We start from the raw sequence: 17,753 nt of genomic DNA on the forward strand, positions 1-17,753 counted from the left end.
AATATGATTCTAAAAGTCATTGAGGACAGAGGATGGACATTGTTTGACCAAAACGATGAGAACTCATTGCCAGAGAAGCATAGAGCAATATATTGGGGTTATGTGGATGGAGTTGGAGAAGGATTTGAAAGCTTAAAAGCTAAAAAAGAAGCACTAGGAAGAACCCCGAAAACATCTAATAATATAGGCGAAATCCATTGTATTGCCCTAGCTCAATTAATATCAGGTAACATTATCAGCAGTAATGACTTTGAAATTCGAGAAGTTATCAAGGACCAAGATATGAGGGTGTATTCGGATGAATTGGAAGAAGGCGTCCTTATAGAGCAAGATACAATTGAAGATTTTTGTGTCTATTCTGTACAGGCCGAGGTAGCAAAGCCAAGTTCAGTTGTAAAGTTTTTTAAAATATGTCACAGTGGTGATTTTGTGCAAAAGTTAAAAAACAAGGTATCTGTATTGAAGAAAAGATTAAATAAACTTCTAGAATGATGATATTAATACAAATTTAAGCTAATGGGCGTGTATAAATCTAGTGGTTTATACACTTATTTTTTTATAGTAAACTTTATGCTGTATTTGTCATCGCATAATTTTGATGAATATTAAAGAAGTAAATGTAAAAATCTTTGTGGAATAACTTTAGGAGGGCTTATAGATGATAAATAAATTAAAAGCAGTTTTTGATAAAGAATTTAGTTTTCCAATACAGTGTCTAAAATTTTTTAAAACAAGCGGTAATAATGACTATAGTTTATTAAAAACATACATTGAAAAAAAGGGCGTATACCGCTTTTTTATGTATCAGAATGAGGAAAATGTTACTCTGTATATAGGACAATCTCATACAGCTACTCATGGTTTAAAAAAAAGAGTAAAACAAAATCTTACAGCTCTTGATACAGGCGGTACTTTCAGAGATAACTTAGCCATTATAAAATTTGATGGTGATATAAATAAATCAATAGAATTTATCAAACAAAATGCGTATGTACAGTTCATTGTCGTGGAAGATGATTATGAAGAATCGCAAATTAAAATGCTGGAGCAAATTGCTATTTCATTATTCGAGCCGCTATACAATAAATAAGTGTTGTTTTAAGGGAGTACCGGGGTCAGCCCACCACTTTAAAGCGCTAGTAAAAAGTGAAGTCCTGTGGAAAAATCTCTGCAGGGCTCTTCTTTTTCTTTTATTTTTATAAATTTAAGGAAGAGCCCAACAAAAGTGGTCCTGAATGAAATAATTTGAACCTTAATCAACATTTCCTCCCGCTTCCTATTTATTAGCAATTTTTCTCGTACTTTTTGAAAATATATCCCGTGCGATTTTTAATTGCAGATATGCTGGAAACCTTTGTTATAATATAAACAAACAATGAAATTAGAAGGTATTGGAGTCAGACCTCCGCACAATTCGGACATTACTTTTTGTTCGAGAAGTCGGCCAACCATCCTTGGAGAAATATATTGGCCATTGGGGATTTGAAGAAAAAACTGCTGGCAGATGATTAGACTAAAAGAGATAGGGACACACCAAGGTTAAGAATATGAAAGGTTGCTAAAGTATGGTAAAGGTAACAAGCAAACTTAAAAATTTAATTTATAGCATTCTTTTTTTATTCCGACCAATAACAACTGTGGCATTCAGTTTTGTGTTTTTGGTTTTAGCGTGCATTGTATTATCTGTTATTATTATTTATATGGATGAAAACTTAAAAGCGTATGATGTCTCATTATCAATCTTGACTGGTATAACGGCTTCACTTTTAATTGCGATAATGACGGAACTATATAATAACTATCGTTTCAATACTAAACGGCAACGTGAATTAAGAGAATATTTTAGATGCGTAGCCGGGTATGAAATTCATCAAAGTTCAATAATGAAAGTTAATTCTAGGTATGAGTCAGATTATACGTTAGGAGATGGACGAGCAAATGCTGTTTTCCGGCGGCTAGGTGAAATTATCCCAACACTCAGGGAAGCATTAAATAATCGAGACTATCTTTACAGGACAGAAATTAAAGAGATAGATGATATCCTATACAACTACGATGACATTGTTAAAGTCATATCGATAGGTTTACTTGGTACATATTTGGGATTAATACGTCAAAGCCATGATGAAACGGCCGATGATAAAACTAAGAGGGATAATGAATATAATGTGGAAAGGGAAGGAATGGAGTATCATGAAGTTATTGATGATGAATCAATAACGGATTATCCTGAACTATTCAATTTTCTAAAAAAAGAAGCGATGCATTATGTTGAAAAGAAATATAGTCCAGATCTTTATGATCAAGCTTCTGAACAATTGGAGTCCGTTATAGAGAAAGCTATTTCCAATAACCATTATGTTTTTAATGAATATTTTGAAGTAACCGATGCTCGGTATGAATCAGCTGAATTGATGGATGATGAAGAGCTTTCATATAAAAGACGAAATTTTGAGTTTCGTTCAAATATGATTAGTAAGGCTGGCGGTGATATTGATAGATCTATGACAAAGCTACAAAAGAGGCTGACTAAGGAACCTTATATTTGGACAATGGCCAGTTATAGAAAAACGGACTAATTTGAAATCAATGCTTGGGTTAGACCAATTGGCCTTTATGCTAGTTTTCATCATATTTTTAATTGATAGAACGGTAGCTGCTTTTATAACAAACTTAAAAGAAGGTGAAGTGTCATGGCTAGCTATCTGATTAGCTATAAGGATCCTGAATTATTGCTTGCCCCCTATGGTATTGTTTAAATAAGCCTAAGATTCCTACTACAATTGCTAAAACCCAAACTGGTAGTGAAAACCACCCAATTATTGGGATCATATTAAAAACTAGTCCAAGTATAGCTAGTGAAATTGAGACTATAGCTGCAGCATTTGAATAACATAATCACTCATTCCAAAACCTCCTATTATTTACTTAATATATTCAAATATCTCTATTTAACTTTTCAATATTGGGGTGTGAGTTCGGTACCTGCCACTCCCTGAAAGAGGAAATTACGTAATTCCGATAATTACCGTAAACGTTCACTCTACTACTGGTCAACGTTATAAGGTGAGCAGATTGTTGAAGGTGAAGCTTACTTTGAATTGAAAAAGTGCATTGTGATTAACATTCTAAATTTTAATTTACTACACGAAACTGATCAGTACCATAGCGTTTTTAAACTCAAAGAGGCTAATCAAGAGTTCGAGTTAGTCGATGATTTAGAAATTCACTATTTGGAACTAAAGAAATTTGTAGAAGTTAATGATTATGATCAACTTAGCACATTGGATCAATGGCTATTATTTATTCGAGACACTTCGGATGACAAGAAACAAGAATTAATTGATCATATAAAAAAACGAAATGAGGTGATTAATATGGCTGGGGAAATCTTAAACAGAGTTAGTCAAGATGAAGAAGCCAGAGCGATATACCAACAGCGAAGGAAATGGTATTTAGATAAGGTTTCGAGTGAGAAATATCTTTTACATGAAGGTGAGGAAAAAGGGAGAAAAGCTGAAAAAATTGAAATGGCACAGGAATTAATACGAAAAGGTATGGATAGTGATTTTATTCAGGAAGTTACAAAGTTACCTAAAGAAGAAGTTGAAAGTATTAAACGAGAAAAGAGAAATTAATATGGCTGGAGAAAACAGAGTTAGTCAAGATGAAAAAAGCCAGAGCGAAATACCAACAAGGAAGGAAATGGTATTTAGATAAGGTATCAAGTGAGGGGTATATGCTTAAAAGGGTAAAATGAATAAAGTATTGTAGCGGCTGAAGGATTAATATTAATTTGACAGGAAGTAGCAACTCGCAAAGGATTGCTTTTCTTTTTTATGACTAGAATTTTCGTTCACCTCTCAATTTAAAAAATATCACCAACGGTACTGGTGGAGTCTGATTGGTCGCAACAATTATGGGAACTTCTATTAGGGAACACATCGAATCCGCTGGAACAGGTGATTTTTCCAAGGAGGGCTATGCTGGTCGGATAAAAGTTTCCGCTGAAATCATCGAAAATATTGATAAAATCGCAGCCGCAAATGGTAACGTAGAAGGGGATGAAGACAATGCGTTAGATTTGGCGGGTGTTTTCAATGAGGAATTGTCTTATAGTGCGGAAGGTGAGTTAGCGAATTTTGGAAGCTATTTTCAGAATGTGATAGGTGAACTTGGTACAATATCCCGGGAGTCCCAAAGGATGGAACAAAATACTGAAATATTACGACAAACTGTGAATGAAAATCGTTTATCTGTAAGTGCGGTTTCATTAGATGAAGAGATGGCCAATTTGATTCAATTTCAGTATGCTTTTGACGCCGCTGCAAGGCGAATGACGGCAATCGATGAACTTCTTGATCGAGTAATTAACAAGATGTAAATATTGCTGGGAATTGTTGACGCTTTACTTATTTGGGTTGTCTGTCGCTTGTTAGATTCTGTTGAATAAGAATGTTGATAATAGGAATGTCATGTGGAGAGAAATGAACTGTCCCCTGTTAAGTAGACAGGGGGCAGTTCAAAATCTTTGCAGGGCTTTTTTTTCTTAATTTCCGGGGTGCCTGTCACTCCTCCAATGATGGAATTTTAAAATGTTATATACAGTTATAACGAATTAATTGCGGTGAAATTAACTATCCTTACTATATAATTAAAAGATGAGAAACAATTATTCGGTATTCATGGATTTTAAATGTTGTGAGTGTTATAATAAGGGTAAGGAGATGATGTAAATGACGGGTTTTCATGAACAATCATCATTAGATCGCCATGTGGAACAAACATTAAATAATATTAATACCTTTATTGATGGCGAGGGTTTAAAAAGGAAGAGACTTGCAAGAAAGCTAGGAATGTCCGAGTCAAACTTCTCTGATTATTTGAATAGGAAACGATCGAATATCCTTGACTTTGCGGTTCGATTAGCAGAAGTGTTAGGTCTTGAGGAAACTTATTTTATGAATCCTGAATTTGATTATCAACCAAAGGAATTTGCGGATATGAGAACAACTGCTTTTTCAGCGGGTACTTTGTCTAAGGAAGGCGAAGAAGGGTTACATCAACTGTTGAGGATTTGCGAATTGATTGAAACCTATAATATGGAGGAACAATCAAATGCCTGAACTTACATTTGATGATCTGTCAAAGGTTTTGGGAGAAAACAGGGACATCCGTTCAGAAATTAATATGGCAGTAAATCATTATCTACAAAATTATCATCCTAAAGGTTGGAATCGTATTGATGGTGCAAAAAAATTTATTGAACAAAATCATTATTTAATTGAAGCACCCATTCATGATTTGACTTTCGGGGGGTTTATAAGGACGACGAATACGGATAAAATGATTTGTTATATTAACTCAGCTCAGCCAAGAATGTATCAAAATTTTGTTGTGTTTCATGAGTTATATCATCTAGTTAATAGCCTTAGGAAAATAGAAAATTTACATCTTGTTGAAGTCGAGATTGACAACCGAAGCGAGGAAAGAAAAGCAGACTATTTTGCCTCACTGATATTACTTGATGAATATAAATTGTATTCTTTCTTTTCTGGACCTGAAAATAGGCAAGAGACTCTTTTTACAAAAATCCTACTTAGTATGAATACCTTCAAAGCACCTTATAAGGCGATCGTAATTCGGCTATATGAGCTTTCCTTGATTACAATAGAGGATTTAAGGGATCTTTTTGATAAAAAGATAAATTTTGTAGAGGAGTTTCGTAAACTTGGGAAGGACACCTATATACTTGAGTCAAGTCATGTAATTAATTTTAAGGGGTTAGAAAGTTTAATGGATCATAATTCTCTTCCAGAAGTAGCTCAAATATCTAATAAAGGGATTCTGGAGGAAATACAGCGCTTCTTTTCTGACATTGGAAAGGAGAAACGCCTATAATGTACGAAAGCCTCGATCAATTTATACAAACAGAAACGTCCTTTATTACGGACGTAGAAGAAATAGTAGATATTCTGTATGATATGGGGCAAGTGTTTTTATATGATACTTCTGCCATATATTCACATGAACTTACGTTTCATCACCATAATGATCTTACATTTCACAAATACACTCAAGGCTTTCCCATACTGTTGACAGACACCGTTGCAAAAGAAATGAGAATTGTTGAAGATCAAGATTACCGATATCTAGATTACCTATCTAATTTTGATAAAGTTCTTTATGTAAAAGAAGAAAACTTAATTGACTTACTTAAATTAGACTATGAATTAGGTGCAACCAGAAGTAAATTTTTAATTGCTAGTGATCGGGCCTTTACGAGCATTCAGCTGCTAAAAGAGCAAGTTAAGGTTGCAAAACAGCACTTTTCGAAATCGGAGCAGATGATATTTTCAGCATTTGATTCCTTTTTCTTAGAGAATGGAAATACGAATAGAGGGGAACTATCTTTACTTTGGGTTTCCACCATCATTGAACAATTACCGGGAAAGACAACTGTAACATTTGTTGGAATGGATCACGGTTTATACGACTTTGTAGATAGGAGCTATTTTACCACAAGAAAGACTAGCCCCTTTTCAAACGTTATTACATTCCTAAGCAATGATACTCTCCTCCAGAGTTGTTACAGAAACAACCCTAATCAAGAGGCCCTAGCAAAGTTAATTCCTATCTACAGAAGTCCGGATAGGAAAACGTGTTATTTCAGAAAGGTGAATAAGGTATTGAACCTGAACCAACAAAAAGAGAAAATCGGTAACAAAGAATTCGAGCAACTGGTTGCAAATGATGAAATTGAAATTATATATTAGAAATTAGGGAATACACGAAGAGGGAATTCTCTTTTTTTGTTTTCTATAGGGGTTTCCGGATTGGCACTAATTCAGCATGTGCGATTAACATTAATAAGTAACATTAAACCAAGCTATTGACACGGATGCTGCTGTGTTTTCAGTAAAATAACCCCTTAAGTAAAACCAAAAGGAAAATTGGAGATTTAATCCTTATTCAAAACTCCCCATCCGTCCAAAATGACTTTAGCATCCTTATTTAAATAATTACCAATATCATTTCGAATAAACAGTTTAGGAGAATCGTTTGTCGCCATTTTAAGGCCTTTAATATTAAACGTACTGGCATAGGTATTAATCGTTTTAACTTTGGCGATTTCTTGTCTGGTTAGTGGTTGATATCCAGCCTGTAACATATCTGAGATAAAATTAAATATCTCTCTAGCATTTTTATTTAGCTTATGCTTATGTTCTTCTAATTCACTTAAATTGCTTTCAATATATTTTCTAGCAGAGGAGAACTCAAATTCTTCCGTGCAAGTATTTACTTTATTGATAACTTCGTGTAGTTGCATCGTTTTTTATCACATCTTTCTATCTGTTTTTGGTGATTTCGTACCCCTTAGCAGAATACATAACTACTTTTGCCAAGGGGTCAAAATCATAATTTCCTTTAACGCGACTATGATTCGGCATGGTAATGTTGAGAAAAGCTATATTCGGTTGTTTTTGCTTATATACTATAATAGCTTCTTGGCCATCAGCTACTTCTATAACACCTTGAAAATCAGTGTCATAAATCTTGAATGATACTACTCAAGATGTTCCTTGTCCCTCTGATTTCACCATTCGCTGGTATTTTATAATTAATTCATCTAATTCTTGGCTGCACTTTAAAGTTTTTTTACTGTCAATACCGAACTTTTTGGCTGCTTTTACCATCATTTTTCTTTTACGATTAATTAACTTCAGTAGGTACCCTGTTGTTTCTTTTCTATTTATAGTAATCATCACGCAATCTCCTTCAATCTCTGATGTGACACTTAAAAAGGCGAACCGTAGAAAATAGGCTCACCTATTAAGAATAGATTACTTCGGTAACTAGGCTACCATAACTAAAAAGCTTTAGGTCCTTGGCTTTGCGCCCTTATCTTTCAATAAGTTTGCCATTATCGGATAAACTATATAGATAGTCCAATTGAACTATGTTTTACCTATATTATCTATCGGCGGAAATAACAACTTTATAAAGGGGTTTTTCAAGGGACATGGGGACAGGTTAGGTGTCCCGGGCTGTATCCCGCGTCATACGTGGATTTTCCCCTGGGACAAGAAACCTGTCCCCATGTCCCACTGCCCATGTCCCGCTGCAAATATGTCACTAAAATGTCGAAAATTGGCTGTTTTGTGACTTTCATTGGTTTTAGTGACATTAACCTGTATGTTTCGACAATAACTGCCATTATTCATTTAAATGTGAGTCTGTTCGTTATAGACTTCGTGGGGTTTCGACAAATAAAACACCCCTTTCTAAAATCCTGTCGCCTTGACAGCGTTTGCGATAATAGAAGTAGAATAGCTATTACTTTTGCAAAAAGCCGGCTTTTTAGAAAGAGGCTGCTGATGAATCCAGCGATCAAACTAACTTTTGAAGAAATTGTTAACCAACATGAGGGGAGAATTTACTACTATATCCACAAACTAAACATCAACGATCCTCACCAAGAATTTTATCAAGAAGGCCTTTGTGCATTGTGGAGCGCCTGTGAGACGTATCTGCCGGAAAAATGTCTGCTTGATACATACCTCAACTACACTATCCGCAATCGTTTAGTCGATTTGCTACGGAAAAAGCAACGAGAGCAGAAACACGATAAATTTGTTTACCAAGAAGAAACGAAAATGATGGAAAGTGGTAATCGCTGTAATCAGATGAATCTGCCTGTTGATAAGGACCCGCCGATACCTAATGAAAACTTGGAATTGTGGGCGCAAGTAAAGGCACAGCTAACGGAAAATCAATGGAAGTGGATTGATTTTTATATATTGCGGGATTTGTCGATCAAGGAAATTGCGGAACAGGAAGGTGTCACCGTTGATGCTGTTAAAGGCTGGGCGCGGCAAACCAGGCGTAAATTGAAAAACAATCGGATTAGAAAGCTGCTGTTGCATTGTCTCCATTGCGATGATATGGATCGTATAATCGCAGTTTGATAGAGGGTGTCCGTCCTTGTGGGTCTGTTACCACTGGGGCGGGTGATCTTCTTTTTTTATTGTTCACAAAGTTGTCACAGAAAATTGTCACTTTTATAACAAAAGATGACACTTAACTAGGTACTTCGTTCGATTATAGGAGTAGAGGGGATACTAAAAATAGTTCAAAAGTCATTTTCGGATATGGAAATATTTTTTGTAAGCGATTTAGTTATTAATGTTCCTTCCCTTATGTAGAAAATATTCTAGTATCATTTGAAAGCGGGCTTTTGAGAAAAGAGGAGAAAATTGAATAAGGATAACAAGGTATCATTTGAAGAAATTTTCAAGCAGAATGAGCGACGGATTCATTACCAGATTCACAAGCTACGTATTCAGGATCCACATCGGGAATTTTATGTAGAGGGGCTATATGCCATGTGGTTGGCTTACAAGAAATACAGGCCTGATCAGGGTTTGATGTCGACCTACTTCAACTACACGATTCGGAACCGTTTAATTGATATGCTCCGCAAGAAAACGAGAGAACAGGACCACAATAAATATTTCACCCAAGAAGAAGAGCGAAAAGCGGGTAATGGTAACCGTTCGCGCAAGGATCTTATTCCCATTGTGGATACTTCCGGTATAACTGTGACAGATGATGCACTGTGGGATGAGATAAAAGCAATGCTTACGGAAAATCAGTGGAAATGGGTGAAATGCTATGTCATTGACGACATGCCACTAAAGGAAATTGCGGAACAAGAAGGTGTCATAGTAGACGCGGTCAAGAGCTGGAGTCGAGAAGCCAGAAAAAAACTAAGGAACGCAGGAGTAAAAGAAGCACTGATGTGAGCATGGGGGTGGGACGTGGGGACAGGTTAGGTGTCCCAGGCGATTTTGGCGCGGGGCATGGCTTGGCGGGTGGGACAAGAAACCTGTCCCCATGTCCCACGAACGGGACAACAGCGCCCATGTTCCATTATTTTTGAAGGGATGGATAAGGATGAATTATATTAAAGAGATTAATGCGTTTTATGATCGGGTGGAGCGTACTCCGTTGTCTGCGTCGGCAATTGTTTTGTGGTATACCTTAATGCATATGAATAATAAGGCGATGTGGATCGAGGAGTTTACGGCGGCTGGACCTGTTTTGCGTTTTAAATCGGGGTTAACGGAGAGTTCATTCAAGCGGGCTAGAGCTGAGTTGAAGGAGAAAGGCTATATCACTTATACGTCACGTGGCCGGAATCAAGCACCGGCTTATCGGATGATTCGACTGGATTTGGCTGGGGCTGGTTGTGGTGCAGGGACGATGACCGCTGATGGAAGGGATGGGAGCTGCTTGAAGGCCGAGCAGGTGGACATGCGTGCGGACCAAATTACGGATGGCGGGACAGACCAAGTTACGGTCGGGAAGACGGACCAGACTATGGATGTTGGACTGGACCGGGGTGTGGATGTAGAAGCGAACCAGAACGTGGACCGGGAGATGGACCGGATCACGGACCATTTTACGAACCAGAACGTGAACCGTGATATGAACCAGAACGCGGACCACCTCGCGGACCACCTCGCGGACCACCAAGCGAACCGAACTGCGAGCACATTAATTAAACATAAACAAAACATAAATAAAACAAAACAAGACGAAACAACTGCTGCTGAAGATGCATTTGTTTTTTACCAAGAAAACTTTGGCGTGATCAGTCCGTTTGTATCGGATTCGTTGTTGAATTGGGTAAATGACAGCGGCGAGCCATTGGTAATGGAAGCGATGAAACGTGCGGTAGAGCGTAATAAATTGAGCTGGCGATATGTGAAAAGTATTTTGCAAGCATGGGATCGAAAAGGGATATCGAGTGTAGAAGATGCGAAGGCAGAGGAGGTAGCTTTTCAGAATGAACGGAAGCAGCAGAGCCGTAGGAATGGGCTACAGCAGAATGTGGAAGTGGTACCGGATTGGTTCTGGAAGCGTCAACAGGAGGATGCATTGAAGGCGGAGAAAAAGGAACAGCAGCTGCTTGAAGATGACCCAGAAACGGAGGCGGAAATAATGGCCTTGCTTGAGAAGCATCGTAATATTGGGTGTCAGGTGTCGGCGCAATTGTGAAAATGAGATGAAATTGTTAAAGGCAATTACGAAATAAAATTAAAAATGTTTGGGAGCCCAATGCCGTCTTGAAAAATTTTGTGGAAACTCCTCTCCAGGACTTCTTGGTACAGAAATGACCCAAAAATCAACTGCCAATACATTAGTCGTCGGAAATATTTAGGACACTAGATGTTATGTGTTGTTTTATGTGTATAATGATGTGTATAATATAAGTATAAAAAGATCGTTAATGCATATACTAATGGTTGAGGAATGATGAAAGTGGGTGCTTTTGTAATGACAAAGGAATACCATCCTATTGCAAATTCTAATACTTTAGATTTCTTAAGAAAAAATGTTTTAAATGTTACGGACTTAACAAGAAGCAATAAATTGTCAGAAATACTTGATAGTTTCTCGAACGGAATGTCGGATGAGGTATTTGTTATTCAAAATGGGAAAAAGAAGGATGCCCAGGCAGTTATGGTTGACTTTGAATATTTTGAGCAATTGCTACATTTTAAAGAAATATTAGAAGAATCGCTTGATAAAGTCGCTATAGAAGAAGCTAATACTCGAGCAAACAAACCGGCAAATAACTCTTTATCGGATACCTTTGATAAGGAGGATATCAACATGAATGAGCTAATGGAATTATTAGAGGAAGAATGATTTGAAAAACTTTGAGGAATTACAGGCACTAATATTAGAGAAGTATAATGTAGAATTAAAATTTGCCGAGGATGTTAAGAAAGATATTAAAGCGATTAATAAAGGACATAGACAAACAGTATTATTAGAAATAGTAAGAAGGGCAAAACAAGGACCTTTATTTAAACCAGATGGAGTAGCAGAATCTTTACACGGAGACTTACATGGTTTTGCTAAAATAAAATCTAAAACACTCAATGTTAGAATAGTGTATCGCCCGATTGACGAGAGACCTATAAGAATGGAAGTAATTGCAATTGGCCCGAGAAACAAAGAAAAAGCATACCGAATCGCAACAGAACGTTTACAAAAGTTCTTTTACCAAATGGATAATATTAAATAATAGTTGAGCCTAACTGAGTATGTTAGGCTTTTTTTAATGATGCGGGACGAATGTGTTGAATGAATGGAAGGTCCTGTGGGGGAGAAATCTTCGCAGGGCTTTTCTTATTCTCTCATTTTAAAAAATTCCACGAATCATCATTTTCTATTCCCACCGTTTATCTACAACTCATGAAAAACAACACTGTGTTTGATGGATAACACCGTAGCCAATGACAAGGGACGAAAGGGCTGATTAGCCAGCTGATAATTGCCCCTTTTATTTTGGTAAAAGTTACGTATATTTCGTTACTAAGATGGGTGATATAATATCTAGGTTAGTTTAGTGGAGAGAAGGTAACTGAATCAGTTAGTTAACAAAAACCTAATGGAAGCTATTGAAGCTGGCAGAAAATACTGCACATGATTTAATTAATGAGAATTGTTGCTTTCAAAAATTAAATCTAGTGAAAGAAAATAACAGGGTAAGATTTCAAAAGTGTTCTACAGTCTGCTATGAATATAGATTGCTTGTGATTAGGAGAGAATGAGCATGAATGAAATTGTTTATATTATTGGACTGGTTTTTGTTCTAGCTATTATTTTGATAAGTATTGATGATGTAATATGGGATATTTATTATGGATTCAATAAATTACTTGGGGAAATTAAAGTTTCAAGTATTGATGTGGGGAGTATTGAGGCAACACCGCCAAAAATGCTAGCTATTATTGTAGCAGCATATAATGAAGAGAATGTATTGAAGTCTGTGATTACCAACTTAATTCGATCGAATCAATATCCAAAATCTATGTATCATATATTTTTAGGAGTTTACCCTAATGATCCTGTTACATTAAAAGTTGCAAAAGAGCTTGAAGAAGAATTTGATCATGTACACAAAATTATTCATATATTGGAAGGGCCGAGCTCTAAGGCAGATAATTTAAATAATGTCATAAAAAATATATATGATTTTGAACAGAAATATCATTTGAAGTTTAGTGCTGTAGTGATTCATGACTCGGAGGATTTAGTTCATCCATATGAATTTTAGGTACAACACTACGGAAGCTAGGGCTTGTATCTGAAAAGGATATTACGAAAGCAGTATGTGACATTACGCAGCAAACATATGTAGACTTTTCACATATTCATTATGCTAATCAATATATTAACCATTATGATAAAGAGCTGCTGCAAACAATTAAAGCTGTTCCTGTTTTACGGGCGAATGGAAAATTAGTTGTATTAACGAGTGTGGATTCAAATGAAACGGTTATTAGGGAATACTTCTATGAACACGTGATTCTGATATATACTACCAGATCTTCTGTTTTAGATTGGATTGTTTATAAAAATAGAAGAGTATGTGAATAAAGGCTATATCAGCGTGGATCAAGGGATGATTGCTTTAGGTTATCATAAAGATGAAAATATTGATGATATTTTACAATCGATGGGTTTATTAGCTGGGTGCTTGTCACTTCCTGAGGATAATAGAGCTTAACGTTAATAGGGACATGGGGACAGGTTAGGTGTCCCACTCTACATCCCGCGCCATACGTGGTTTTCCCCCTGGGACAAGAAACCTGTCCCCATGTCCCACTAAAAAATATACCCTAAGACTCTATCCAAATCTTCTAGCAGGCTTGATAATAATGCGTCTCCTAATATATAAAATATAATGGACATAATTATAACTGTCGCTAGGCTGAGGTAGACTTTTTGCCCGTGTTGGTTAATGGTAGCTACTTTTTCATAAACGAACAATACTGGCACGAATACGATGGAAAAAAGCAGCGAGATTGAGATCGGTATCATTATTAATTGACCAGAACCGATAATCCCACCTAAAAAGGCTATTGCATTTAATAACGTAAATGGGACAAGTAAACTACCGAATTGTGCAAGTAGTAATTTGATAGAATCTTGATGATTTCCAATCTTAATCATGGCAAATGCGCTGAAAAAGGCTACAGCAAGTATGATGAGAATGAAAATAATTAATTGCAAAACAATCGTAAATGGTAAGGATGAATCCGACATAAAAAATGATCCAAATGACTTAAAAATAGAATTCGCATAAAAATACACACCTAATGAAAATAGCACCATATAAAGAGCGATTGTAATGACTCCATTAAGTAAATAACTTTCATTTACTGTAAATGCAGTTGATGGATTTTTTAACAAGTCAAGAAAATATCCCCAGTACTGCTTGAGCGCTTTTTTTGCTGTTTCCACATTTTGATTCGGCTGCAGTGTCTGTTCTGTCGCAGGATTTGGTTGGTTTGGTCTGGTTTCCGTTGACGCGGCAACTGTTTGCTGGGACTCGGCCTGATCCACATCCACATACATTGGCTGACCGCATGCTTCACAGAATTTGCCACTTTCCTGTTCGTGATTACAATTGGAGCATGTTAGCATTTCTTATCCTCCCTTATATGTATTTTGTTTAGGACAATCTAATATTACAAGAGCAATAGTCTTTTGTCACTAGAGAATTGCAAACATCTGGAATGTACAAGTATAATTTTAGTATAGACATGGTAAGAACGAATTACATAATGATTGCTAGCAGTCTAAATTCTAAATGAAAGCGGGGATAAATTCCTGGTTTTGACTTCATATTATGAAAAAGATAGACGAATAATAATAGAGAGTAAGTTTTTCCGACTATAACATAATCCGGAGGGAAAGAGATGAAGTATTGCAAGAACTGTGGGCATTCACTGAAGGAAGAGGCTCAGTTCTGTCCAGAATGTGGGACAACCGTACAAAAAGCGGTAGAGACCGACCAAATATCGAAGCAAAATAAGCCAGTGGAAAATCAATCTGTACATACAGCAAATACGCAAAAAACGCAAGATACTCGGCAAAACAGGACAAAGAAACCTTTTTTCAAAAGTAAAAAATCAAAAGTAATTACGATTATCGCGGTTATTCTTGTGATCGCTTTGTTTGGAAGCTATTATACAATTAATAAAATAATGATGAGTCCTGAGGCTGTGTCAGACCGATTTATTCAAGCCGTGAAAGAAAAAGATGTGACTCAACTTAGAAACTTTATCAATGAAGGGCAATTGGAAATGGACGCAACAAAGGCGGATGTGAAAACTTTTCTAGCATTTTTAGAGGATCGTCCACAAATGATTACGGCAATTTCCGATCAATTGAAAAAGGATGTTCAAAAGCTGGATACGAGTTCAAATGACACGCTAGCTGCCTCTGATTCAAATGACCATACTCTAGCAAATTTGAAAAAGGATGGGAAAAAGTGGCTCTTGTTTGATCATTATGTTGTTCAAGTTCTACCAGTTTACCTGGAGGTTTCGTCAACAGAAGACAAAACGACTATTCTTATTGGTGATAAAGAGGTTGGAACGGTAAATAGTGAAAATGAAAAGAAACTTGGACCCTTTTTGCCTGGAATCTATAACGTAAAAGCTGTTGTAGAAGGAAATTATGGAAAAGTAGAAAACACGCAAGAAGTAGATTTTTCAAATTTAGAAGAACTAGAGGCTGCTTCTTCCTTTGACTTCTCGGATAATTATGTGGAACTGTATTCGGATAATGGTGATGCGGTCCTATATGTAAATGAAAAAAGCACGAAAAAAACGATTAATAACATCGGAAAATTAGGCCCTATCCCAATGAATGGCTCCGTGGAAGTTTTTGCACAAAAGAAATTCGCAACAGGTGTTAAAAAAAGTGATAAGGTGAAGATTACCGAAGACACCTATGATCTAGATTTGAATCTTGGTTACGATGATTATGATGAAGAATATGAATTGACGCAAGCAGAAATGGAAAAACAAGTAAAACTAGAAGAACAATCGGATGAGGTAATAGAAACAATTTATGACCATTACAAACGAATTTCTAATGATGATTTTAAGTCTGCATACAACTTGTTTTCTTCTAACATGAAAGATAAATTTGGTGTAGACGGCTGGGCAAAAGGCTTGAAAGCAAATATCAGTGATGATGTGACATTCGTGGAGGTCGAAAGTATTGACGGTGATTCGGCAAAAGCATATTTGGAAATGACGTCCTATGATAATCAGGAGGATGATTCAACGCTTGTTTCGGAATGGGAAGGATACTGGACACTTGTAAAGGAAAGCGGAAAGTGGAGATTAGATGAAACGGAATTAGAAAAGGTGGATTCTTGGACGGAATGATGAAAAAGTCAGTTATGTTTATAGGTTTGGCCCTTCTTTTGATAGGGGGTGTTGTATTGGGAATTAGAATCTATCAAAGTTTTCATTCAGAGGAAGTAGCTGAGGTAGATTCCATGGAAAATACGTCGGAGAATCATGGGAAAGAAAACCATTTAGCAGCAACGAAAGAAATTTCAATTCAACCAAAGGATCATGAATCGGTAGAACCCGATGTCGATGAAAAAATTACATCGCTTTTGGAATCGATGACGTTGAAAGAAAAGATTGGTCAACTAATGGTCGTTGGTTTTCAAAGTACAGAAGTCGATGAATCGATTAAAACAATGATTGAAGACTATCATGTTGGCGGTGTTATTCTCTATGAGCGCAACATGGAAACACCTGAGCAAGTCACGGCTTTAAATGCAGATCTGCAAACCTTAGCGAAGGATTCCATGCATGGTATTCCTCTGATTATAAGCGTCGATCAAGAGGGTGGAGATATTGTCCGAATGCGCGATCATGTATCACCTATACCAGCACAACAGGAAATTGGCAAAGAAGGCGATAAAGAGAAAGCTTTTTCAATTGCCAAGCGATCTGGAGAAGAATTAGCTGACATGGGATTTAATGTTAACTATGCACCAGTCCTAGATTTATCAGCGACAGATACCCGTTCATTTGGAGAGGACCCGGAAAAAGCTTACCAGTTTGGAAAACAAGTGATAACCGGTTTTGCCGAATCGTCTGTTGTAGGAACGTTGAAGCATTTTCCTGGGAATGGTCGAAGCAACATCGATCCCCATGTAGAATCATCTTCTGTGGATGCAGGGAAAAATGTTTTGGAAGGCAGCGATATTTATCCTTTTAAAAGAATGATAGAAGAGGTTGACCAAAACAAGTATTTTGTGATGGTAACCCATTTCATTTATCCAGCTTATGACAAAAAACTTCCGGCGAGTATTTCCCCTGTTATTGTTAAACAATTGCTGCGGGAGAAGTTGGGATATGAAGGGATTGTCGTTACCGATGATTTGGAAATGGGAGCAGTGAGTAATTTATATGCGTATGAAGAATTAGGATACCGCGCTGTAAAAGCTGGTGCCGATCTCTTACTTGTCTGTCATACCCTTGAAAGCCAAGAACAGGTATATAACGGGATTTTGGATGCTGTTAAAAATGGAAAGCTATCAGAAGCGGAAATTGACGATTCGGTGAGGAGAGTTTTGGAGTTTAAGTTGGGGTAGGCAGGGACATGGGGACAGGTTAGGTGTCCCACCCTGTAACCCGCGTCATACATGGTTTTTGGGCTGGGACAAGGATCCTGTCCCCATGTCCCAATTATTACGATGGACTGCTGATTTTGGAATTTAACACGGATACAGTAAGTTTTATTTTTCGTTGTGCGCCAGAAATGCTAGAAAATATATTTATTCGAGATATAGCTTTTACGTTTGATCAACTAGAAGAACATCCATTTTAATGTATTGGGTTTAGCAAGGCTTTTTA

Annotated in this window: 20 protein-coding genes and 1 riboswitch; of the genes, 17 read left to right on the top strand and 3 right to left on the bottom strand. The window is 36.8% G+C overall.

Annotation, left to right across the window (positions count from 1 at the left end; all coding sequences use genetic code 11):
- Positions 1-3 precede the first annotated feature (3 nt).
- The 8 genes from C8270_RS07005 to C8270_RS07040 all read left to right on the top strand — a co-directional run bounded on the left by C8270_RS07005 (position 4) and on the right by C8270_RS07040 (position 6,776).
- A complete protein-coding gene (locus tag C8270_RS07005; protein ID WP_106496146.1) occupies positions 4-492 on the top strand; it encodes a hypothetical protein in 489 nt (162 codons plus the stop codon).
- A 166-nt stretch (positions 493-658) separates the two neighbouring features.
- Entirely contained in the window at positions 659-1,090 is a 432-nt protein-coding gene (locus C8270_RS07010) for a hypothetical protein (protein ID WP_106496147.1), read from the top strand.
- 475 nt (positions 1,091-1,565) lie between these two features.
- Positions 1,566-2,579: a hypothetical protein gene (locus C8270_RS07015; protein ID WP_106496148.1), complete on the top strand. Its 1,014-nt coding sequence runs from the start codon at positions 1,566-1,568 to the stop codon at positions 2,577-2,579.
- A gap of 495 nt (positions 2,580-3,074) precedes the next feature.
- Positions 3,075-3,638, top strand: coding sequence for an Rpn family recombination-promoting nuclease/putative transposase (locus C8270_RS07020; protein ID WP_106496149.1), 564 nt, complete (start codon positions 3,075-3,077; stop codon positions 3,636-3,638).
- A 266-nt stretch (positions 3,639-3,904) separates the two neighbouring features.
- Complete coding sequence (locus tag C8270_RS07025; RefSeq protein WP_106496150.1) at positions 3,905-4,384, top strand: flagellar basal body rod C-terminal domain-containing protein; 480 nt, start codon at positions 3,905-3,907, stop codon at positions 4,382-4,384.
- Positions 4,385-4,736: 352 nt separating this feature from the next.
- Positions 4,737-5,126, top strand: a complete 390-nt coding sequence (locus tag C8270_RS07030; RefSeq protein WP_106496151.1) for a helix-turn-helix transcriptional regulator — start codon at positions 4,737-4,739, stop codon at positions 5,124-5,126.
- On the top strand, positions 5,119-5,901 hold the full coding sequence (locus C8270_RS07035) for an ImmA/IrrE family metallo-endopeptidase (RefSeq protein ID WP_106496152.1): 783 nt from the start codon (positions 5,119-5,121) through the stop codon (positions 5,899-5,901). Before C8270_RS07030 ends, C8270_RS07035 begins: the two co-directional genes overlap by 8 nt.
- Positions 5,901-6,776 (top strand): hypothetical protein, encoded by an 876-nt coding sequence (locus tag C8270_RS07040; protein WP_106496153.1) that lies wholly within the window; start codon positions 5,901-5,903, stop codon positions 6,774-6,776. Before C8270_RS07035 ends, C8270_RS07040 begins: the two co-directional genes overlap by 1 nt.
- Before the next feature lie 185 nt (positions 6,777-6,961).
- On the opposite strand, the gene C8270_RS07045 is transcribed toward C8270_RS07040, so the two are convergent.
- Together C8270_RS07045 and C8270_RS07050 are read right to left on the bottom strand one after the other, a co-directional pair.
- Positions 6,962-7,330 carry a hypothetical protein gene (locus C8270_RS07045; protein ID WP_106496154.1) on the bottom strand — a complete coding sequence of 123 codons (369 nt, stop codon included), beginning with the start codon at positions 7,328-7,330 and terminating at the stop codon, positions 6,962-6,964.
- 241 nt (positions 7,331-7,571) lie between these two features.
- On the bottom strand, positions 7,572-7,766 hold the full coding sequence (locus C8270_RS07050; protein WP_106496155.1) for an aspartyl-phosphate phosphatase Spo0E family protein: 195 nt from the start codon (positions 7,764-7,766) through the stop codon (positions 7,572-7,574).
- 82 nt (positions 7,767-7,848) lie between these two features.
- A riboswitch (cyclic di-GMP riboswitch) is annotated at positions 7,849-7,933 on the bottom strand.
- 445 nt (positions 7,934-8,378) lie between these two features.
- Between C8270_RS07050 and C8270_RS07055 the strand changes: the two genes are divergently transcribed.
- The 7 genes from C8270_RS07055 (at position 8,379) to C8270_RS19875 (ending at position 13,588) form a co-directional block, all read left to right on the top strand.
- Positions 8,379-8,969, top strand: coding sequence for a sigma-70 family RNA polymerase sigma factor (locus C8270_RS07055; RefSeq protein ID WP_106496156.1), 591 nt, complete (start codon positions 8,379-8,381; stop codon positions 8,967-8,969).
- A 288-nt stretch (positions 8,970-9,257) separates the two neighbouring features.
- A complete protein-coding gene (locus C8270_RS07060; RefSeq protein WP_106496157.1) occupies positions 9,258-9,806 on the top strand; it encodes a sigma-70 family RNA polymerase sigma factor in 549 nt (182 codons plus the stop codon).
- Between the two features lie 205 nt (positions 9,807-10,011).
- Positions 10,012-11,064, top strand: a complete 1,053-nt coding sequence (locus C8270_RS07065; protein ID WP_158701641.1) for a DnaD domain-containing protein — start codon at positions 10,012-10,014, stop codon at positions 11,062-11,064.
- A 264-nt stretch (positions 11,065-11,328) separates the two neighbouring features.
- The gene (locus C8270_RS07070; RefSeq protein ID WP_106496159.1) at positions 11,329-11,718 is read left to right on the top strand and encodes a hypothetical protein; all 390 of its coding nucleotides are present in this window, start codon (positions 11,329-11,331) and stop codon (positions 11,716-11,718) included.
- A gap of 1 nt (position 11,719) precedes the next feature.
- Positions 11,720-12,100, top strand: a complete 381-nt coding sequence (locus C8270_RS07075) for a type II toxin-antitoxin system RelE family toxin (RefSeq protein ID WP_106496160.1) — start codon at positions 11,720-11,722, stop codon at positions 12,098-12,100.
- A 525-nt stretch (positions 12,101-12,625) separates the two neighbouring features.
- Positions 12,626-13,135 (top strand): glycosyltransferase, encoded by a 510-nt coding sequence (locus tag C8270_RS07080; RefSeq protein WP_106496161.1) that lies wholly within the window; start codon positions 12,626-12,628, stop codon positions 13,133-13,135.
- 291 nt (positions 13,136-13,426) lie between these two features.
- Positions 13,427-13,588: a hypothetical protein gene (locus C8270_RS19875; RefSeq protein ID WP_158701642.1), complete on the top strand. Its 162-nt coding sequence runs from the start codon at positions 13,427-13,429 to the stop codon at positions 13,586-13,588.
- Between the two features lie 98 nt (positions 13,589-13,686).
- Here C8270_RS19875 and C8270_RS07085 read toward each other — a convergent pair whose 3' ends face one another.
- Entirely contained in the window at positions 13,687-14,508 is an 822-nt protein-coding gene (locus C8270_RS07085) for a zinc ribbon domain-containing protein (protein ID WP_106496162.1), read from the bottom strand.
- 275 nt (positions 14,509-14,783) lie between these two features.
- Here C8270_RS07085 and C8270_RS07090 point away from each other — a divergent pair, with 275 nt between their 5' ends.
- Together C8270_RS07090 and C8270_RS07095 are read left to right on the top strand one after the other, a co-directional pair.
- On the top strand, positions 14,784-16,265 hold the full coding sequence (locus C8270_RS07090) for a zinc ribbon domain-containing protein (protein WP_106496163.1): 1,482 nt from the start codon (positions 14,784-14,786) through the stop codon (positions 16,263-16,265).
- A gap of 56 nt (positions 16,266-16,321) precedes the next feature.
- The gene (locus tag C8270_RS07095; protein ID WP_234028507.1) at positions 16,322-17,491 is read left to right on the top strand and encodes a glycoside hydrolase family 3 N-terminal domain-containing protein; all 1,170 of its coding nucleotides are present in this window, start codon (positions 16,322-16,324) and stop codon (positions 17,489-17,491) included.
- The last annotated feature ends 262 nt before the right edge of the window (positions 17,492-17,753 follow it).

The sequence above is a fragment of the Lentibacillus sp. Marseille-P4043 genome (assembly GCF_900258515.1).
In the GTDB taxonomy this organism is placed as follows: Bacteria; Bacillota; Bacilli; order Bacillales; family Amphibacillaceae; genus Lentibacillus_C.